Source organism: Litoreibacter arenae DSM 19593 (assembly GCF_000442275.2).
Classification (GTDB): domain Bacteria; phylum Pseudomonadota; class Alphaproteobacteria; order Rhodobacterales; family Rhodobacteraceae; genus Litoreibacter; species Litoreibacter arenae.
This window is the reverse complement of sequence record NZ_KE557306.1, coordinates 1055829-1076137: the sequence shown is the minus strand read 5'-3', so window position 1 is coordinate 1076137 and position 20309 is coordinate 1055829. Positions and strand designations below refer to the sequence as shown.

The window sequence follows — 20309 nt, the reverse complement described above, 5'->3', positions numbered from 1 at the left end:
ATGGCAGGGCGTCCGGAAATCCTGTTCCCGCTCTTCTCCGCTTTGACGGAGCTGGAAGGCGTTGGCCCGAAAACGGCCAAGCACTTCGAGCAACTGGGCATCGAAAAGCCGCGTGACCTGCTGATGACGCTGCCGCAGTCCGGCATCGACCGTGCGGTGAAGGCGTCCGTGCAGGACGCGGTTTTGCCGGATGTGATCACGGTTGAAGTCGAGATTGGCATGCATGTGCCACCGCGTTCGCGGGGGCGCCCGTACCATGTGCATGTGCGCGACGAAAAGCTGGAGTTCCGGTTGGTGTTCTTCCACGCGCGTGGCGACTACCTGCAAAAACAGCTACCGTCCGGTCAGCGTCGCGTGGTGTCCGGCAAGGTAGAGATGTTCGATGGGCAGGCGCAAATGGTACATCCGGATTATATGCTGCCTGTCGACCGCGCGTCTGAAATTCCCGCATTCGAGCCGGTTTATCCGCTAACTCATGGAATCACGCAGCGGATGTTTTACAAGGCTGCGCACTCGGCGCTGGAGCGGGTGCCGGAGTTGGACGAGTGGATCGATTTGGGTCAAAAGAAGAAAGCAGGATGGCCCAGTTGGGCTGAGGCGATACGCGCGGCGCATAATCCGAAATCCTTGGCTGACATCACGGCGACTGACCCCGCACGGGAGCGATTGGCCTATGACGAGCTATTCGCCCATCAACTGACCCTTGGGCTGGCGCGCGCGACCGTGCGGGCGAAGCCCGGGGTTTCCAGCAAGGCAACCGGCAGGCATCAATCGCGGGTTTTGGCGGCATTGCCCTACGCCCTTACGGGTGCTCAGACGCGGGCTATTGCCGAGATCGCGACGGATATGGAAGCGCCGGTCCGGATGAACAGGCTGCTTCAAGGTGACGTTGGCTCGGGCAAGACGCTGGTCGCGTTTATGGCGTTGCTTGCCGCCGTCGAGGCTGGCGGGCAGGGGGTTATGATGGCCCCCACCGAAATTCTGGCACGCCAGCATCACGAAAGCCTGGTGCCTCTGGCGCGGGATGCAGGCGTGGTGCTGGAGCTGTTGACCGGTCGCGACAAGGGGGCTGAGCGCACCTCCAAGCTGAAGGCGCTGGCAGAGGGCGAAATCCATGTGTTGGTTGGCACTCACGCAGTTTTCCAAGAAGACGTGCAGTTTCAGGATTTGCGCTTGGCGGTGGTGGACGAGCAGCATCGGTTCGGGGTCAATCAACGCTTTGAACTGGGGGCCAAGGGTAAAGCGGTCGACGTTCTGGTGATGACAGCGACGCCGATCCCGCGTTCGCTTGCGCTGGCACAATACGGGGATATGGACGTCTCGGTCCTGGACGAAAAGCCGCCGGGGCGTAAGCCGATCACCACGGCTACGGTTTCGACCAAGCGGATCGACGAGGTGGTCGCCAAACTGCGTGGCGTGATTGCCGAAGGGCGGCAGGCCTATTGGGTTTGCCCGCTGGTGGAGGAAAGCGAGCTAAGCGACAAGACCGCCGCCGAAGATCGCTTTAAACGCTTGCGCGCCGCTTTGGGGGAAGGCGCCGTCGGGCTGGTGCACGGGCAAATGCCGCCTGCCGAGAAAGACGCCGCGATGGCGAGCTTCGTGGCTGGGGAAACCTCTGTGCTTGTCGCCACGACGGTGATCGAAGTGGGCGTGAACGTGCCGAACGCCACGATCATGGTGATCGAGCGGGCGGAGGGCTTCGGGCTGGCACAGCTACACCAGTTGCGCGGACGGGTTGGGCGCGGTGACGCGGCCTCCACCTGTTTGTTGTTATTTCAAGAGCCACTCTCCGAGACTGCTAGGCGGCGGCTGAGCATCATGCGAGAGACCGAGGACGGTTTCAGAATTTCTGAGGAAGATCTAGCGATACGCGGAGCAGGGGATCTGATCGGCACTGCACAGAGCGGGCTGCCCCGTTTTCGGATCGCGGATTTGGAACGACAGACGGCTCTCATGGCGGTGGCGCAAAGCGATGCACGGAAATTGTTGTGGGATGACCCTGCGCTGGAAACCTCGCGCGGTCGCGCGGCACGTGTTCTTTTGTGGTTGATGGAGCAGGATAGGGCTATTCGTTTGATTTCAATTGGTTAGGGATGTTTCCCATTGTTTTGAGTCGGTTTGTTCGCAAATGTTCTTAAAAAGTTCTTTACAGAGCATGAAGAAAATGAGAACAAAGATGCAACAAAATGCAATGTGAGGGAGTATTAATCATGATCAAGGATCTTCGCGACATTCTGGCCCGGTCCCCTAAAGCCCTCGCACAAGATGCCGCGGGCATTGCCGCCATCGGTGTGATGATGGTTGTCGCCCTCTACATGCCCACACTTTTCTGAGAGTTAACTGCCTGCTGTCTTTTCCCTAGGCTCGGCTGGTTTTTGTCCCGAACCCGCCGGGGATGCGCATTGTCCCCAACTTGACCGGCTGCCTCTTTCCCGGTTCGCGCATCTGACCTGACTAGACAAGCCGACTGGCCGCCGCGTCCCGCCCGGGCGTGGCGGTTTTTTTATGCGCAGTTGGCGTTGCGAACCTGTTCGATGGCCTCGACCGTGGCATCCAGTGCCAACATGATCGACGCATGGCGATTGCGGAAGTCCTTGGCGGGGAGGAGCACTTTCAACCCGTCGAACGGGGCATCGGGGGCGGGGCCGTCGGACTTAAGCATAGCCTTCAGCTGTTCTTGGGCCGCGTGGACTTCTTCTTCCGTGCGACCGATGATGGCCGCCCCCACGACGGACGCGGCCGCCTGACCCAAGGCACAGGCTTTGACGTCCTGCCCGAACGCGGCGACGCGGCCACCGTCCATGTTCAGATCGACGGTCACGGTGGAGCCACACAAGGGCGAGCGTTTTTTTACGGACGCCTGTGGAGCGGTCAGGCGTTCCGTGTGCGGAATATCCGCCGCCAACGCCAGAATCTGACCGGAATAGAGCTTGATCAGATCGGTATTCTCGGACATCTCGGGCGCTCCTTATCGGGCCTTTTCATCATAGGCAGAACCATAGATAAACCTCTGAGCCATGATTGCAAAAGGGAAATCCCATGACCCGTTTTGACCCCGAAACCCTGACTTTCAACGAACAGGGGTTGCTGCCCGTGATCGCGCAAGATCATGAGAGCGGTGAGGTACTGATGCTTGCATGGATGAACGCCGAAGCCGTAGCACGAACGCTGGAGACCAGAAAAGTGACCTATTGGTCGCGGTCCCGCCAGGCATTTTGGGTAAAAGGCGAGACATCCGGCCATGTGCAGGAACTTGTCGATCTGCGCGTCGATTGCGACCGGGATTGTCTGTTGGCGGTGGTCAGGCAGGCGGGGCCAGCCTGCCACACCAACCGTCGGGTGTGTTTTTATACGTCCGTAAAGGATGGAGTGGAAATCGAGATGATGGCGCCCGAGGCGTGACGTTATATTTTGAGTACTTTTAACCAAATGGAGATAGGGCGGGGTGCCTAGATTGGCAGGCCGACCATGCGGCGAATATCGTCGGGCGTGTAGCCTTCATCGCGGTATTTGGAAATAGCGCGGGCATCATCGCGTTTGGCGAGGCGTTTGCCCGCATCGTCGCGGATGAGTTTGTGGTGATGATAGACCGGTGTCGGAAGGCCGAGCAGGCGTTGCAGCAGCACATGGATTTTGGTGGCTTCAAACAAGTCCTGTCCGCGGATCACGTGGGTGATGCCTTGGGCGGCGTCATCAAGAACCACTGAGAGGTGATAGGAGGTTCCCATGTCTTTGCGGCGCAGAACGATGTCGCCGACCTCACGAATGATCTGTTCCAGAGCGAAGGTGATGTCGCCGGTTTCTCCCTTCGGACCGCGGCCGGTCTCTTTAAAGGTCATCAATTGGGCTTCGGCTCCGTGGCGGGGAGGGGCGGTCTCGATGGCGGCGATGTTTAATCGCAACGTATCATGTTGACCCCAGTTCCGTTTTGTCGAGGACCCGTGTGATGGGCGACAGATACCGGGATAGATTTGCCCGTCCGGCCCGAACTGTGGAACACCCTCTTGTGGCGCCGAGATAGCCTCCCTTATGTCGGCGCGGGAACAGGTGCAGGGATAAAGATATTCGGCCAGTTCGGCGGTTTCGATTGCCCGAGCGTATTCATCCAGCCGGTCTGACTGCCGCATCACGGGTTCAGGCCAGCGAAGGCCAAGCCAGTCCAGATCACTATAGATCTGTTGCTCCCACTCGGGTCGCGCTCGGGTCTTGTCGATATCTTCGATCCGCAGCAGAAATTCGCCACCACGCTCTATCGCCATGTCATAGGCCAATAGCGCTGAATACGCATGGCCCAGATGCAATGGCCCCGTAGGGGACGGCGCGAAACGAGTGCGGAAGGTCACTTTTTCTCGAACACGTAGATCATGGATTTCAGGCCCATCTTGGGCAGGTGATCGCCATATTCCTTGAACCGCGCAAGGTGGCCTGCGTCTTGGAGACGGGCGACGCCTGCGAGGTAGTCCGCGTCCTCCAGTGCGTGATCGTTCAGCGAGAAGCCGAACAGGCCGCCCGACGGCAAAAGATTCATCAACGTATCCATCAATGACGCTGGCCCCGCGCCGGTCGAGATTACACCGATGGCGGTGATCGCGTGATAATCGCCGGTCTGGAATGGTAGGGGCTTTGACAAATCCAGCTCGATCAGATTTCGAAAATGGCCTGTCTCACGCGCCTGTGACAGCATGCCGGTTGAAGGATCGGCGCCATCAATGGTGATAAATCCGGCCGACTTCAATGCGCCGCCGGATAGCCCCGTGCCGCAGCCATAGTCCAGTAGTGGTTTGGTCAGATCGTGGCTGACCTGCGCCATGGCGCGTGCCAGACGTGCGGGTGTCTGATAACCGTTCTCTGCGATTTCGGCATCGTAACTCTCCGACCATTCGTCATAAAGTTTGCGCGTCGCGTCTTCGCCAGTGGTCTCGTAAACCTTATCGAGAAACTTGTCCGCCATCGTGACAGCGTGACAAATTCCTCAAGCCGCGTCCAGTCGCGCGTCTTCAAGCCAGCGTGTCCAGGCCTCTTTTGCGCGGTCGGTATACATTTTGTAGCGCGTCGCGCGGTTCTTGCGGCCGGTTTTTGCGTCAACCACAGGAGGAAACAGGCCGAAGTTAATGTTCATCGGTTGGAACGTCTTGGCATCCGCTCCGCCGGTGATGTGAGTCACCAATGCGCCCATTGCAGTCGCTGGCGAGGGTGTGCCGAGGTCACGGCCCAGAATTTCAGCGGCAGCATAGCGCCCGGCAAGTAGACCCATGGCAGCGGATTCAACGTAGCCTTCCACGCCAGTGATCTGGCCCGCGAAGCGCAGATGCGGCTTTGACTTCAGGCGCATCTGGTCGTCGAGCAGCGTCGGCGAGTTGATGAACGTATTGCGGTGAATACCACCAAGCCGCGCAAACTCCGCCTCTTCCAGCCCGGGGATCATGCGCAAAACTTCTTTCTGCGCGCCGTATTTCATCTTGGTCTGAAAGCCGACGATGTTGAACAAGGTGCCAAGCGCGTTGTCGCGGCGCAGTTGCACGATGGCGTGAGCCTTAACTGTCGGTTGGTGCGGGTTTGTCAGCCCGACAGGCTTCATCGGGCCATAACGCAACGTCTCGCGGCCACGCTCGGCCATGACCTCAATAGGCAGGCAGCCGTCGAAGTAGCCTGCGGTTTCACCTTCCTTGAACTCGGTTTTCTCTGACGCCAGCAGCGCGTCGATAAACGCCTCGTAGGTGTCCTTGTCCATCGGACAGTTGAGATAGGCGGTGCGGTCCTCCTCGGTCTCTCCCTTGTCGTAGCGGGATTGGAACCAAGCCTTTTCCATGTTGATCGTGTCGAAATAGACGATCGGCGCGATGGCGTCGAAGAAGGCCAGCGCGTCCTGTCCGGTCTCGGCAGCGATGGCGTCGGCAAGCTCGGGCGAGGTCAAAGGCCCGGTGGCGATGATCCAGTGACCGTCGGTGGGCAACTCGTTAACCGGTTCGTAAGAGACCGAGATATTCGGGTGCGCCTTCAGCTTCTCTGTTACCGACTGCGCGAACGGGTCACGATCCACGGCCAAGGCACCGCCAGCGGGCAGGGCGTGTTTGTCGGCCATTTCCATGATGATCCCGCCCGCCTGACGCATCTCCCAATGCAGCAGCCCTACGGCATTCTGCTCGCTATCGTCGGAGCGGAAGGAGTTGGAACAGACCATCTCCGCCAGATCGCCGGTACGGTGGGCGAAGGTTTCGACCTTGGGGCGCATTTCGTGGATGACCACTTTGACGCCCATATTGGCGGCCTGCCACGCGGCTTCAGACCCCGCCATGCCGCCGCCGATGATATTTAGGATGCTATCTGTCATGGCGCTGATCTAGCGCAGCGCGGGCGGAAGCACAAAGCAAAATGGCCGCCTGTGTAGGCGACCATATATCTATGTTCAGCTTTCCTCAGAAGGGGTCTCGCCGCCCTCATCTGCGACGTCTTCCTCGCCCTGATCGGCAATCCATGCCACCGAGACGACTTCCTCGCCCTTGCCGGTGTCAAACACCTTGACCCCGCCCGCAGAGCGGGAGCGGAAGGAGATACCGTCGACAGGGCAGCGGATCGACTGGCCCTTGGAAGTGGCGAGCATGATCTGGTCGCTCATCTCTACGGGGAAGGAGGCGACGATCTCGCCGCCGCGCATTGCCTTGTCCATCGCGGTGACCCCCATACCGCCGCGCCCGCGCACGGGGTAGTCGTGCGACGAGCTAAGTTTGCCCGCGCCGCCCTTGGTGATGGTCAGGATCAGATCCTCGTAGGCGGACATCTCGGCGTAGCGTTCCTGCGTGATGTCGCCAGCGGGTGCTTCCTCATCTTCTACTTCAGCATCATCCGCCAAGCCCATGACTGCACGGCGCATTTTCAGATAGGCGGTACGCTCTGCCGGGTCGGCCTCGAAGTGGCGGATCACCGACATAGAGACGACTTTCTGGCCGTCCTTCAGGCGGATGCCACGCACGCCTGTGGAGTTACGCGACGAGAAGACACGCACATCGGTCGACGGGAAGCGGATGGCGCGGCCCGCATTGGTGATCAGCATGATATCGTCGTTTTCGTCGCAGATGCGGGCATTCACCAGTTCCACGCCGTCCGGCAGCTTCATCGCGATCTTGCCGTTGCGCATGACGTTGGTGAAGTCCGACAGCGCGTTGCGGCGCACGTCGCCTGCGGTGGTGGCAAAGACGATCTGCAAATCGCCCCAATCTTTCTCGTCACGGTCCACCGGCATGATCGCCGCGATGGAGACGCCGGTCGGAATTGGCAGGATGTTGACGATGGCCTTGCCCTTGGCGGTGCGGCCCCCTTGCGGCAGGCGCCAGGTCTTGAGCTTGTAGGCCATGCCATCCGTCGTGAAGAACAGCAGTTGCGTGTGGGTGTTGGCCACGAAGAGTTGCGTGACCACGTCGTCGTCCTTGGTGGCCATGCCCGACAGCCCCTTGCCGCCGCGCCGCTGTGCGCGGAATTCGGCCAGAGGGGTGCGCTTGATCCAACCCGATTGGGTGATCGTGACGACCATGTCCTCTTTCTCGATCAGGTCTTCGTCTTCCATGTCGCCGGACCAGTCCACGATCTCGGTGCGGCGGGGAACGGCGAATTGTTCTTTGACCTCTTGCAGCTCGGTGCTGATGATCTCCATGATCCGCTCGCGGGAGCGAAGGATGGCGAGGTATTCGGTGATCTTCTTGGCAAGCTCTTCCAGTTCGTCGGTGACTTCCTTGACCCCGATTTGGGTCAGGCGTTGCAGGCGCAAATCGAGAATGGCGCGGGCCTGCGTTTCCGACAGGTGATAGGTGCCATCGTCGTTGACCGTATGGGTCGGGTCGTCGATCAGGCGAATATATTGCGCGATGTCAGCCGCAGGCCAAGCGCGGGTCATAAGGCGGGTGCGGGCCTCGGCAGCGTCGGCGGAGGAACGGATGGTCTGGACCACCTCGTCGATATTGGTGACGGCCACGGCCAGACCACACAGGATATGGCTGCGTTCGCGGGCTTTGCGCAGCTCGAACGCTGTGCGGCGGGCGACGACTTCCTCGCGGAAGGCCACGAAGTTGGTCAGGAACGTGCGGAGGGTCAACTGCTCCGGCTTGCCGCCGTTCAGCGCCAGCATGTTGCAGGCGAAAGAGGTCTGCATGGGCGTAAATCGGAACAATTGGTTCAGCACGACTTCAGCAGTCGCGTCGCGCTTCAACTCCACCACCACACGCACGCCCACGCGGTCGGATTCGTCCTGCACGTGGCTGATGCCTTCGATCTTCTTGTCGCGGGCGGTTTCCGCGATCCGCTCGATCATAGTCGCCTTGTTCACCTGATAGGGAATCTCGGAGATAATGATGGCGAAGCGATCTTTGCGGATTTCTTCCACATGGGTCTTCGCCCGCACGATGACGGAGCCGCGACCCTCGGTATATGCCTTGATCGCGCCGGAGCGGCCAAGGATGATGCCACCCGTCGGGAAGTCCGGGGCGGGCACGTATTCCATCAACTGATGCTCGTCCAGATCGGGGGCCTCGATCAAAGCCAAAGTTGCGTCGATCACCTCACCCAGATTATGCGGCGGAATATTCGTCGCCATACCAACCGCAATGCCGCCAGCGCCGTTAACCAGCATGTTTGGGAAGCGGGCGGGCAGGACCGTCGGTTCGCGGTCCTTGCCGTCATAGTTGTCCTGGAAGTCGACCGTGTCTTTTTCAATGTCCGCGAGCAGGGAGGCCGCGGGCTTGTCCATCCGCACCTCGGTATATCGCATCGCGGCGGGGTTATCGCCGTCCATGGAGCCGAAGTTGCCTTGCCCGTCCAGAAGCGGCAGTGACATGGAGAAATCCTGCGCCATCCGGACCAGCGCGTCGTAGATCGCGCTGTCGCCGTGCGGGTGGTATTTACCCATGACATCGCCCACGGGGCGGGCCGACTTCTTGTAGGATTTGTCGTGCGTATTGCCGGTCTCGTGCATCGCGTAGAGGATGCGGCGATGCACCGGTTTCAAGCCGTCACGCAGATCGGGAATCGCCCGCGAAATAATCACGCTCATCGCGTATTCGAGGAAGGAGGTCTTCATCTCTTCCGAGATGTTGATCTGCGGCCCGTCATGATGCATGCGGAAGGGCGTGTTTTCTTCTTCGTTTTCAGGGGTTTCCGGCGTGTCGCTCACGGTGGGTCCGATCTCGTGTTGGATGCGCCTCAGGGCGTCTATATCTAGTTGGGCGCACTATAGACCAACCTAGGTTTAGGGTGCAATGGGGGCGGGGCGATTGCGCTGGCAGCCATCACATGCAAGTGACAACATCATGTTTTTGTTGCTTTTTTATACGAATGTGGAAATCTGATTGTGCAGGGATCAAAAAGGGAGGCGAAAATGCCCCAATCAGAGACCGAACTGATGCTGAGCGGATACGGGCTGACCACAGCGGAAATGTTCTACCGGATGCCCGACTATCAAAGCGTGCTGAATTCGTATGTCTGGCAGGATTACGACCTGGCTCCGGACTACCCGAAGCTGTTTGGCTTTATCGAGTTTTGGCAGGACAAGATCGAAGGCCCGCTTCATTCGGTGAGGTTTTGCCATCGCAAGCTGATAAGTCCGGGAGAGTGGCGCAACGTGGTGCAGGAAATCACCCTACACTAGGCGCTGCGCCGTGCGGCGACGATCCATAGCCCCGCAAGGAACAACGAGATGATGGCGTTCCATCCGGCCATGGAAATACCGGCCAGCGCCCACGGAATTTCGTCACAGCGCACCAAGGGGGCGGCCATGATCTGTTCCAGCAATTGCTCGGGCGTCAGGTTCGAGATGTCGCCAGAGCTGCAAGCCGTCGGGCCTTCCCACCATTTCTGCTCGACCCCTGCGTGGTAAACACCGATCAGACCCGTCGTCGCAGCGGCGAGGGCGCCAAGCAGCGCCACAATACGACTGGGTATGACCAGAAACGCTATGCCGATGACGAATGCGAAAGCGTGGGGCCAGCGTTGCCAGATGCACATCTGGCAGGGGGGATAGCCCAACATCTGAAAGATGAACGCCCCGGCCAGCAGCAGCGCGGAGCCACCTGCAGCCGTGACCACAATGTGGGCGCGGGACATGCTCATAGATATCTCACCAATATAAAGCCGCCCAGAAGCGCGGCAACGAAAAGCGACAGGACCAACCCAAGCCGCCTTTCGATGAAGTTACGGATCGGATCACCGAATTTCCACAGCAGGGCGGCGACCAGGAAGAATCGCGCCCCGCGGGCGATGATGGATGTAACGATAAATGTGCCCAAAGGCATCCCGGTCCAGCCTGACATTATGGTGATGACCTTGTAGGGGAACGGTGTCAGTCCCGCGATCAGCACGGGCCAGAACCCCATATCGTTGAACCGGGTGTTGAACTCCAGCGCGGCGTCGCCTTTGCCCAGCATCTCCAGAATGGGTCGCCCGATCTGTTCGAACGCCAGCGCGCCGATAGCATAGCCCAGCAGACCACCGGTGACAGACGCCGCCATCGCCAGCCCCGCGATCAGGAAAGCTTTGTTGGGGCGCGCAATGATCATCGGGATCATCAGCAGGTCCGGCGGGATCGGAAAGAAAGAGCTTTCGGCAAACGCCACAATAACCAATGCCCACATGGCATAGGGGTGATCAGCCAAGGACAGCGTCCAGCGGTAGAGACGTTTCATTATCGGTCCTGCTCGTCCAGTTTGCACCTGCTTATGGTTGCCGGTTGCAAAAAGGGTGTGTTTTGCCTTCAATGCACCATGGCCCCATTGAGCCACCAAGTCCAGCACGAGGAGCACTGAAATGCGTTGGAAAGGCCGGCGAGGTAGCCGCAACATCGAAGATCGTCGCACGCAACGCGGATCAGTGCGCGCAGGCAAGGCAGGCGGAATCGGCGGATTGGGCCTGCTTGCCATCGTCGTGGTGGGGTATTTCCTTGGTGTGGACGTGACGCCACTCTTGCAGGCGACGGGCGGCGGGCAGGTCACCACCGGTGGTGGTGAGATTACCGAGGCCGACCGTCAAGCCGGACAGTTCGTCTCTGTGGTGCTGGCAGATACCGAAGAAGTCTGGACCGAGATTTTCCACGAGCAGGTCGGCCAGCCCTACAACCCGGCCACCTTGGTGCTGTTCAAGGGCGCGACCCAAAGCCCGTGCGGCGGCGCGTCCGGCGCGTCGGGGCCATTCTATTGTCCTGCAGACAACAAGGCGTATCTGGATACGGAGTTCTTCACCACGCTGTCCCGCCGCCTCGGCGCATCCGGCGATTTTGCGGCGGCTTACGTGGTGGCCCACGAAATCGCCCATCATGTGCAGGACGAATTGGGGATCCTGTCCCAAGCCAACCGTATCCGCCAACAGGTGAGCGAGGCGGAGAGCAACGCCATTTCCGTGCGGATCGAGTTGCAGGCCGATTGTCTCTCGGGCGTCTGGGCGCGCTACGCGCAGGCCCGCTTCAACTCGCTGGAAAACGGCGACCTGAAGGAAGCGGTCAACGCCGCCAAGCAGATCGGAGACGACACCTTGCAACGCAACGCGGGCCGCCGTCCGAACCCGCACAGCTTCACCCACGGCACCTCCGAGCAGCGCCAGCGCTGGTTCTCCATTGGCTACAAAGAGGCCTCGATTCAAAGTTGCGATACCTTCAGCACCGACCGTCTGTAGCACGTCCTGCGGAAAAGCCCTGTAAATCGTCGGCAAACCTCTATAGGTGCGCGCTGAAAGGTTTTGGCTAGGCTAGGGGACGGCATGGCAATCGCGGCTCACTGGGAGGCCCGTATCGGTCGGGTGCTCGGCGTTTTGTGCCGATGGCTCGCCTATGCTGGCGGCTTTGTCCTCGTTGCCGCAGCTTTGGTCACCGTGGTTTCCGTAATCGGGCGTTACTTTGTCTTCGCGGGTCTGGCTCCCGTGAGGGGCGACTTCGAGTTGGTTGAGGCCGGTTGCGCCATCGCCATTTTCAGCTTCCTTCCATGGTGCCAGTTGAACCGCGGTCATGTGACCGTAGATGTTCTCGTCGATCGCATGCCTGCGCGAGCAAAGGCCGTGCTTGGGCTGGTTGGGGACATTACAATTACGGTGCTGTCCGGTCTGATCCTGTGGAGGCTCTATCTGGGGTTCGGCGAGAAGTTCCCCTACGGCTCTGACACGTTTCGCAGCGTGTTGGGGATGGGGTCAAAGCCCTACTATCCCGAAACCACCTACGAGTTGGAATTGCCCGTCTGGATACCCTACGGGCTTGCGACCATCGGGGCTGCGCTGTTTTTCGTCGTCAGTCTCTATACCGTCTGGCGCGCGCTAAACTGGGTGCTGGCCGGGGGCGAGGTCGCCATATGAGCGGTTTGGAGCTGGCCCTATCCGGTTTTGGCCTGATGCTGCTGGCAATTTTCCTGCGCGTCCCGATTGCCGCCGCGATGTTCGGGGCGGGGTTTATCGGCACGTGGATCGTGCTGGGCCGCCCGTCCGCCACACTCAGCCAAATGAAGACACTGACCTACGACACGTTCTCCAGCTACTCGCTAACCATCGTGCCGCTATTCCTGCTGATGGGGCAATTCGCCACCAAGTCCGGCATGAGCGCGGCCTTGTTCCAAGCCGCCTCCGATTGGCTGGGGCACCGCAAGGGCGGCGTGGCAATGGCGGCTGTGGGAGCCTGCGCGGGGTTTGGCGCTGTCTGCGGCTCGTCCCTGGCCACGGCCAGCACGATGGGGCAGGTGGCCTTGCCGGAGATGCGCAAACGCGGCTATTCCGACGCGCTGAGCACCGGTGTACTGGCGGCGGGTGGCACGCTGGGCATCCTGATCCCGCCCTCCATTATACTCGTGATCTACGCGATCCTCACCGAGCAGAATATCGTCAAACTCTTCGTGGCCGCCTTGATCCCCGGATTGCTGGCCGCATTGGGCTACATGCTGACGGTTGCGATCTACGTGCGGATCAAGCCCGGCTCGGGGCCGGTGGCGGAGCGCAAACCGATTGCAGAAAGGCTGCGCACCTTGGTGCGGGTCTGGCCAGTGGTGGTGATCTTCGTGCTGGTGATGGGCGGCATCGCGGCGGACTGGAACTGGGCCATGCCCGGCGTGCAGGCGCTGTTCACACCAACCGAGGGCGCGGCGGTGGGCGCGATTGCCACCGGTCTATACGGCGTTGCTACGCGCACCCTGAACTGGGCGGCGTTCAAGCTGTCGATACTGGAGACCGCGCAGGCCTCCGCCATGATCTTCCTGATCGTCTTCGGGGCGCAGGTGTTCAACTCATTCCTGGCTTTCACGCAGGCACCGCAAGCCTTGGCCGAATGGGTCACCGTGCAAGGCTTCGCCCCCATGACGGTGCTGCTGGCGATGTTGTTGTGCTATCTGGCTTTCGGCTGTGTGATGGATAGTCTTTCGATGATCCTGCTGACGGTGCCGATATTCTTCCCGATCGTCGAGACGCTGGATTTCGGCATGAGCGCAGAGGCCACCGCGATCTGGTTCGGTATTCTCGCCCTGATCGTGGTCGAGGTTGGGCTGATCACGCCGCCGGTAGGCATGAACCTGTTCATCATCAATCAGGTGGATCGCGACATTCCGATTTCGCAAACCTATCGCGGGGTCTTGCCCTTCGTGGCGTCCGATCTCGTGCGCGTGGTTTTGCTTTTGGCTTTCCCAAGCATCACGCTTTGGCTTGTCGGGGTGATGTTTTAGGAGCCCGCCAGCAGCGCCTCGATCCGGCTGCGGATGCTGTTACCCATCGGCTTGGCACCGGAGCCGAACGTGGCAACCACCTTGCCGTTCCCATCCAGCAGAACCTTGTTGAAGTTCCAGCGCGGGGAAAATCCGACCTGCGCTTTGACGTCTTTATAGAACGGGTGCGCCTGCGTGCCGCGCACGCGCGTGACCTCTGTCATCGGCAGATCCAACGCGAAGTTGACGGCGCAGAACTCCTTTACCTGCTCGTCCGTGGCAAGCTCCTGATTGAAATCGTCTGACGGCACCGCAAGGACCACCAACCCCTTGTCGCGATAGGTGTCGTAGAGCGCCTGAAGCCCATCATATTGTTTCGTGAAAGCACACAGCGAGGCGGTGTTGGCCACCAGAACGGGTCTGCCTTTCCATGCATCGAGGTCGATCTTGCCCCCGTCAATGCTGGCGAAGGTAAACCCGAAAGCAGGTGTCAGGGTCAGGAAAACTGCGGTGGCAAAGGAAAGCAGGGCGCGCATGATGAAATCTCCATTCGTTAAGAGGGGATATAGCGGTCGGCAGGCAAGTTTCAAAAACTGTTCGATATGGCAATCGACGAATTGACGCGCCTGACCGCATTGGCTAAACCGCTCGCACCTCTGGTGGCGGCTACCACGTCACCCGTCAGAGACAAGGGGCCCGAGTGGCGGAATGGTAGACGCGACGGATTCAAAATCCGTTGCCGCGAGGCGTGTCGGTTCGAGTCCGACCTCGGGTACCAACTTGAACCACCACGCATGAGCGGGTGTCGGCTTCCTCTCTCCGGCTGTGATATTTTGGGTATGACCAAATTTTGTGACTTCGATGGAAGAATTGCGGCAGAGGGCGACGGTGAGGGCAATCTTTAGTTTAAGCCCATACTGTTGCTGATGGGAAAACGGTCTCCTTGGATCTGTCAAAGCTGACGGGGGGAGCTAGGCGGCACTCCGAATCAAAAATTGAAAATTCTCAACATTTTCGGAACAGTCGTCCGAATTTCGATCGATTGTGTTGTCGTTTCTTAGGGAGAAAAAGTTCATAACTGTTCCCTTGGTTAATTGAAAACGTAAGAAAAAACATATCCGCTGGAAGGGTTTTGTGCAGATTACGCCGCCACTTGATCAAGACGTCGTAATTTTTGAGAATGTCGGCACAATACCTTGATACGGATGAATTTTACGCCCTCTCTGAAATGACGAGCTGCCGACCGGCCGCCCAGTTTTAGCGTCTCATCCTACCTCGGGTCTCGCTAACTTCGTTCCCCATATTTTGTCGCTGGCCAGTCCGCGCATTTCAAAAAAGAAGACCATTCCAAGGCGAGCAGGCGAGATTCCGCTTTTGAGCCCAGTCAAAGGTAAGTAAAATCATACCAAGCTCAGCTGGGGGGCGAAGACATAAGGCCACGGGGGCGGCCGCACGACAGCGCATCACTGCCGGATGCGGGAGCGAGTTGTGTGACTGCACGTGTGCCGGATCGGATTTCGACGGTTAGTTTGCTGACGGCGCACCGTCGGCACATGTGGTCACCTGAAACTCCCCCTCAATTTGGTACCGCGTCGAACGTGTGGCTGCTGCGGTGGCGTCTTCGTTTCGAAACGGGTGAAATGAAACGCAATGCCTAAGGGGATATCATGGCTGAAACACTGGTGATCGCAGGTCTGTTGACCACGTCGTTTACCATGCTGGTCATGTTTAATCCGCCACGCATGCGCGTTGCGAAATTAACGAATTTGCGAGACCAGAAGCTTATAGACCGGTTGTCACGCAATCACGGGAGCTTTTAGTGCCTGATATTCTACTGACATTCGAAGATCTGCGCGCTGGAGACGTGGTTAATGGTCAATATGCGGCCGATGGCGTGACTATCAGCTCGGGCGATGCCAATAAGCCTCCGATGGTTTTCGACACCGACAATCCGACTGGCGGTGACAAAGATCTTGCGACCAACAATCTTGGCAACGTCATGATTATCTCGGAAGATGGCGACAGCAATGACCCTGATGACAACGCAGGCGGCGGCACTTTTGTTTTCAACTTCGACGATCCCTCCAAGGTCGTAAATTTCCGCGCACTGGACGTCGAGGAGGGAGGCACTGTCCGCCTCTATAATGACAACGGTCAGCTGGTCAAAACCGTTGATATTCCCTGCACCAGCAACAATGGCCAGGTCACCGTAAACCTGAATGCCGAAGGCGTTGCGCGGATGGAGGTTGAGCTTTGCGGCTCCGGTGCCATCGACAATATTTTCTACGTAACGCCCGAAGTCGCTCTGGAACTTGACGGTGTGGTGGAAGGCTCCGCCGGGGCGGATGTGATCGACGTGGCCTACGACGGGGACCCGGACGGCGACCGGATCGACGCGAATGACGAAATATTGCCGGGCGAGGGGCCGAACGACGATATCGTTGACGCTTTTGGTGGTGACGACACTATTTCTTCCGGTGAAGGTAACGATGAGGTTTATGCAGGCTCGGGCGATGACACCGTCGATGGCGGCGCAGGTGATGACATCATCTATGGCGACAGCAATTACGAGGGCCCTGGCGCGGGTGTCTCCGGTCGCGAAAGCCTCAAGTGGAGCGAAGCGCCCGGCTTCGGAAACAACGCAGATGCGTCGGGCTTCACCCAAAACACGGGCGACGTCGACGTAACATTTTCGATCCTGCGGGAATCCGGCCGTGCCGATACCGGCTATGAGACCGATACGCAGTTTGTCGACGGTATCGACACGGGCTCCGACACCGCAAATTCCCAAAGCTCGCTCTACTCTGTGACCAACGGCGAGGACAACGACGCCGACTACAAGCTGGAGTTCTCCGATGCGGTCGAGAACGTCCAGTTCCGAGTTAACGACATTGATGGCGATGGCGTTGTGCGGATCAAGGCGTTCGACGAGGAAGGCAACCCGATTGAGGTTCTGCTGGAAGCGGGTGACAGGGTCAGGCTGAAAGACACGGATGGCGTGTCCGGCAACGACACCGGCGACAGCCGTGGCGGGTATGGCAGTGACGACGATGCACGCTTCTCGATGCTGGTGACGATTCCGGGCCCGGTTTCCCGCATTATCATCGAGCACGATCAGAACGACGACGACAATTCCGGCATAAATATCACGGATGTGTATTTCGACGCACCGGAACTGGTCGATAACGGCGAGGATGGCGACGACACCCTGTCTGGCGGCGCCGGAGACGATACAATCTTCGGCGAAGGTGGCGACGACACGTTGCAAGGCGACGAAGGCGACGACACGCTGGATGGCGGCGACGGCGACGACATGCTGACGGGCGGCGCAGGGGCAGACACCGTCTCGGGCGGCGCAGGCCGCGACACAATCATCGGCGGTAACAACGGCGACAGCGTCGACGGCGGCACGTCCGGCGATGACTACGACGTGCTGGATCTCACAGGTGAAGGACCGTTCCGCGTTGTGAACGAAACCGAAGACGGCGACGGCGATAGCACGTCCGGCACCGTTGAATTTCTTGACGGCAATGGCGATGTGACCGGTTCTCTCCAGTTCACCGAGATCGAGCAAATCATCGGCGACCGCGTCAATCAGGGTCCGGACGCAGAAGACGATGAGGCATCGACGGATGAAGATGTGTCGGTCGATATCGCGGTATTGGGCAACGATACCGATCCCGAAGACGACACGCTGACCGTCATTTCGGCAGAGGCGGAAAACGGCACGGTCACCATCAACTCAGACGGCACCATCACCTATACGCCTGACGCAAACTTCAATGGCCATGACACGATCACCTACGTGATCGAGGATGAAGCCGGCAACACGGATACGGCGACGGTCTTGGTGACCGTCTCCCCGATCAAGGACGATCCGGACGCCGTCGACGACAGCGACAGCACCGACGAGGACACTCCGATCACCGTGGACCTGCTGGCCAACGACACCGATGTGGACGGCGACACGCTGAGCGTCGCCAGCGCCACGGTTCCGGCCGAGCAGGGCAGCTTGGTCGACAATGGCGACGGCACAGTGATTTTCACGCCGACACCGGACTTCAATGGAACGGCGACGATCTCCTACACGATCTCCGACGGCAATGGCGGCACCGACTCGGCAATCCACACCATCGAGGTGACGCCGGTCAACGACGCGCCCGAGGCGGAAGACGACACCGCGCAGACCAACAACCTTACGCCGGTGACCATACCCGTTCTTGATAACGACACCGATCCCGATGGCGACATGCTGTCGGTGACCGAAGCGACCGTGGATGTGGGCGAGGTCAGCATCAACCCGGATGGGACGCTGGAATATACCCCCGTGCCCGAATTCGGCGGTGAGACGACAATCACGTATACGATCACCGATGGAAATGGCGGGTTCGACACTGCGACCGTTGCGGTCAACGTGAACAACGGCATCGTTGAAGGCACCGTCGGCGACGACTTGATCGACGTCAACTACACCGGCGACCCCGAGGGCGACATGATCGACGCGGGCGACGCATTCCTGCCGGGCGAAGGGCCGGATGACGATATCGTTCTGGCGGGTGCCGGTGACGACACCGTGCTGGCAGGGAATGGCGATGACACCGTTTACGGCGAAGACGGCGACGACACGTTGAGCGGTCAGGTCGGGGACGACTTCCTATCTGGCGGCGCGGGCGACGACGAGATTGCCGGTGGCCTCGGCGACGACACCATTGAGGGTGGCGATGGCGATGACGTCATTCGCGGCAACCAGGGTGAGGACGTGATTGACGGCGGCGACGGCGACGACACCATCGGCGGCGGTGATGGCAACGACATCATAGATGGTGGCGCTGGCGATGATACAATCCAGGCCGGTGATGGCGATGATACCGTCGTAGGCGGTCTAGGTGAAGACAACCTCCAAGGCAATGACGGTGACGACACCATCGAGGGCAACGACGGGGATGACACCATCTCAGGCGGGGCAGGTAACGACAGCATCGACGCAGGCGACGGGAACGACAACGTCATGGGTGGCTCTGGCGACGACGTCGTCGATTTGGGTGCTGGTGACGATACCGCCCAAACGGGCTCTGGCAACGATACCGTGTCGGGGGGCGACGGTGACGACACCATCACGACCAATGACGGCCGCGACACCGTGTTTGGCGGGGATGGCGACGACATCATCGACACCTCGGGTCACAGCCCTTTGCCTGATCTGGGCTATCCCGGGCTGTTCCCAAGCGACCCGAACCCCAACGACGATATCGACTTTGTTGATGGCGGGGATGGCGACGACATCATCCGCACCGGCGACGATGCCGACACCATTCTAGGCGGCGCAGGCAACGATACGATCGACGGCGGGCTTGACGCCGACATCATTGACGGTGGCGATGGCGACGACCGGATCGTCGGTGGCGAGGGTTCCGACATCATCAATGCAGGCGCGGGCGACGATATCGTCTATGCAGGCATCGACCCCGATCTGGGGCTGCCGGACAATCTGGACATCACCGACGAGGATACTGGTGGATTAAGCCCTGACTTAGTGACCAATAACGGCCAGGACGTGGTTAGCGGTGGTGACGGCAACGATACCATCTATGGTGCAGACGACGATGACGTGCTGAGCGGGGACGCAGGCGATGACTTCATCGACGGTGGTCTCGACGACGACACAATCGACGGCGGCACCGGCAACGACACGCTGATCGGTGGTCAGGGCGCGGACACCATTTCCGGTGGCGACGACCGCGACACGATCATCGTGGACAATGCCGAGGACGGCATCGGCGACGTCATCGACGGCGGCACCGGCTCCACCGCGCCGGGGGATGTGGACGACTTTGACACCTTGGACCTGACCGGCTCCGGCCCGCTGCGGATCGTGGGTCAGACCACGGATGCGGACGGCAACTCGACCTCCGGCACGGTCGAGTTCCTCGACGGTGTTGGCGGGAATGTCGTCGGGTCGCTTCAGTTCTCTGAAATCGAGCAGATCGTGCCATGCTTCACGCCGGGCACCTCGATTGCTACACCCCGCGGCGAAGTGCTGGTCGAAGATCTGATGGTCGGCGACAAAGTCATCACGCGCGATAACGGCATTCAGGAGATCCGCTGGATCGGCGCCAAGCGTATGGATGGCCGCGAATTTCAGAACAATCCGCACCTCCAACCGGTTCGCATCCAGCAGGGCTCTCTCGGGAATGGTCTGCCCGAACGTGACATGATGGTCAGTCCCAACCACCGGATGCTGGTCAACAACGACCGTGTTGCGCTTTACTTTGAGGAGAACGAGGTGCTTGTCTCGGCCAAGCATCTTGTGAACCCGAGTGAAGGCATCCAGAGCATTGCCTCGATGGGGACGAGCTATATTCATTTTATGTTCGACAATCATGAGGTGGTGCTGTCCAACGGTGCATGGACAGAGAGTTTCCAGCCGGGTGACTACAGCCTGAAAGCCATCGGAAACGCGCAACGCAACGAAATTTTCGAGCTGTTCCCTGAGTTGCAGGGCGAAGCCGGTCGGGAAGCTTATGCCTCTGCCCGACTCACGCTGAAGAAGCACGAAGCGAAATTGCTGTTCAAATAGTATGATCAGCGATCCGGCGGTCCCTTGAGGGGAGCCGTCATAAGAGTAACGAGTAACGGTTTGTGGATAGGCCGCCCTTCGGGGCG

17 protein-coding genes and 1 tRNA gene are annotated in these 20309 nt (G+C 59.5%); 10 read left to right on the top strand and 8 right to left on the bottom strand.

Going from position 1 to position 20309, the window contains the following annotated elements; genetic code table 11:
• Positions 1 to 2091 (top strand): ATP-dependent DNA helicase RecG, encoded by a 2091-nt coding sequence (gene recG / locus THALAR_RS05330; RefSeq protein ID WP_021100475.1) that lies wholly within the window; start codon positions 1 to 3, stop codon positions 2089 to 2091.
• A gap of 119 nt (positions 2092 to 2210) precedes the next feature.
• Complete coding sequence (locus THALAR_RS18930; RefSeq protein ID WP_021100474.1) at positions 2211 to 2333, top strand: hypothetical protein; 123 nt, start codon at positions 2211 to 2213, stop codon at positions 2331 to 2333.
• A gap of 170 nt (positions 2334 to 2503) precedes the next feature.
• On the opposite strand, the gene THALAR_RS05325 is transcribed toward THALAR_RS18930, so the two are convergent.
• On the bottom strand, positions 2504 to 2956 hold the full coding sequence (locus THALAR_RS05325) for an iron-sulfur cluster assembly scaffold protein (RefSeq protein ID WP_021100473.1): 453 nt from the start codon (positions 2954 to 2956) through the stop codon (positions 2504 to 2506).
• Positions 2957 to 3039: 83 nt separating this feature from the next.
• Here THALAR_RS05325 and hisI point away from each other — a divergent pair, with 83 nt between their 5' ends.
• Positions 3040 to 3402, top strand: coding sequence for a phosphoribosyl-AMP cyclohydrolase (gene hisI, locus THALAR_RS05320; protein ID WP_021100472.1), 363 nt, complete (start codon positions 3040 to 3042; stop codon positions 3400 to 3402).
• A gap of 47 nt (positions 3403 to 3449) precedes the next feature.
• On the opposite strand, the gene gluQRS is transcribed toward hisI, so the two are convergent.
• The 4 genes from gluQRS to gyrA all read right to left on the bottom strand — a co-directional run bounded on the left by gluQRS (position 3450) and on the right by gyrA (position 9160).
• Positions 3450 to 4343, bottom strand: coding sequence for a tRNA glutamyl-Q(34) synthetase GluQRS (gluQRS, locus tag THALAR_RS05315; RefSeq protein WP_040817258.1), 894 nt, complete (start codon positions 4341 to 4343; stop codon positions 3450 to 3452).
• Entirely contained in the window at positions 4340 to 4951 is a 612-nt protein-coding gene (locus tag THALAR_RS05310) for a class I SAM-dependent DNA methyltransferase (RefSeq protein WP_021100470.1), read from the bottom strand. Before THALAR_RS05310 ends, gluQRS begins: the two co-directional genes overlap by 4 nt.
• Positions 4952 to 4972: 21 nt before the next feature.
• Positions 4973 to 6331, bottom strand: a complete 1359-nt coding sequence (gene trmFO, locus THALAR_RS05305; protein WP_021100469.1) for a methylenetetrahydrofolate--tRNA-(uracil(54)-C(5))-methyltransferase (FADH(2)-oxidizing) TrmFO — start codon at positions 6329 to 6331, stop codon at positions 4973 to 4975.
• Between the two features lie 75 nt (positions 6332 to 6406).
• Positions 6407 to 9160, bottom strand: coding sequence for a DNA gyrase subunit A (gene gyrA / locus THALAR_RS05300; RefSeq protein WP_021100468.1), 2754 nt, complete (start codon positions 9158 to 9160; stop codon positions 6407 to 6409).
• 204 nt (positions 9161 to 9364) lie between these two features.
• Between gyrA and THALAR_RS05295 the strand changes: the two genes are divergently transcribed.
• Positions 9365 to 9634 (top strand): usg protein, encoded by a 270-nt coding sequence (locus THALAR_RS05295; RefSeq protein WP_021100467.1) that lies wholly within the window; start codon positions 9365 to 9367, stop codon positions 9632 to 9634.
• Here THALAR_RS05295 and THALAR_RS05290 read toward each other — a convergent pair.
• Together THALAR_RS05290 and THALAR_RS05285 are read right to left on the bottom strand one after the other, a co-directional pair.
• A complete protein-coding gene (locus THALAR_RS05290; protein ID WP_021100466.1) occupies positions 9631 to 10089 on the bottom strand; it encodes a disulfide bond formation protein B in 459 nt (152 codons plus the stop codon). The two genes, THALAR_RS05295 and THALAR_RS05290, sit on opposite strands and share 4 nt — an antisense overlap.
• Positions 10090 to 10091: 2 nt before the next feature.
• Positions 10092 to 10670, bottom strand: coding sequence for a YqaA family protein (locus tag THALAR_RS05285; RefSeq protein WP_040817743.1), 579 nt, complete (start codon positions 10668 to 10670; stop codon positions 10092 to 10094).
• 118 nt (positions 10671 to 10788) lie between these two features.
• On the opposite strand from THALAR_RS05285, the gene ypfJ reads away from it, so the two are divergent.
• The 3 genes from ypfJ (at position 10789) to THALAR_RS05270 (ending at position 13667) form a co-directional block, all read left to right on the top strand.
• Positions 10789 to 11649: a KPN_02809 family neutral zinc metallopeptidase gene (ypfJ, locus tag THALAR_RS05280; RefSeq protein WP_021100464.1), complete on the top strand. Its 861-nt coding sequence runs from the start codon at positions 10789 to 10791 to the stop codon at positions 11647 to 11649.
• An 84-nt stretch (positions 11650 to 11733) separates the two neighbouring features.
• The gene (locus THALAR_RS05275) at positions 11734 to 12318 is read left to right on the top strand and encodes a TRAP transporter small permease (protein ID WP_021100463.1); all 585 of its coding nucleotides are present in this window, start codon (positions 11734 to 11736) and stop codon (positions 12316 to 12318) included.
• Positions 12315 to 13667 carry a TRAP transporter large permease gene (locus THALAR_RS05270; RefSeq protein ID WP_021100462.1) on the top strand — a complete coding sequence of 451 codons (1353 nt, stop codon included), beginning with the start codon at positions 12315 to 12317 and terminating at the stop codon, positions 13665 to 13667. Before THALAR_RS05275 ends, THALAR_RS05270 begins: the two co-directional genes overlap by 4 nt.
• On the opposite strand, the gene THALAR_RS05265 is transcribed toward THALAR_RS05270, so the two are convergent.
• On the bottom strand, positions 13664 to 14182 hold the full coding sequence (locus THALAR_RS05265; protein ID WP_021100461.1) for a glutathione peroxidase: 519 nt from the start codon (positions 14180 to 14182) through the stop codon (positions 13664 to 13666). The genes THALAR_RS05270 and THALAR_RS05265 overlap by 4 nt on opposite strands.
• A gap of 158 nt (positions 14183 to 14340) precedes the next feature.
• Here THALAR_RS05265 and THALAR_RS05260 point away from each other — a divergent pair.
• From THALAR_RS05260 to THALAR_RS18035, 3 genes are all read left to right on the top strand, one after another.
• Positions 14341 to 14424, top strand: a tRNA-Leu gene (locus tag THALAR_RS05260).
• A gap of 889 nt (positions 14425 to 15313) precedes the next feature.
• The gene (locus tag THALAR_RS18340) at positions 15314 to 15466 is read left to right on the top strand and encodes a hypothetical protein (RefSeq protein WP_021100460.1); all 153 of its coding nucleotides are present in this window, start codon (positions 15314 to 15316) and stop codon (positions 15464 to 15466) included.
• Positions 15466 to 20223 carry a cadherin-like domain-containing protein gene (locus THALAR_RS18035; RefSeq protein WP_021100459.1) on the top strand — a complete coding sequence of 1586 codons (4758 nt, stop codon included), beginning with the start codon at positions 15466 to 15468 and terminating at the stop codon, positions 20221 to 20223. Before THALAR_RS18340 ends, THALAR_RS18035 begins: the two co-directional genes overlap by 1 nt.
• Positions 20224 to 20309: the final 86 nt, after the last annotated feature.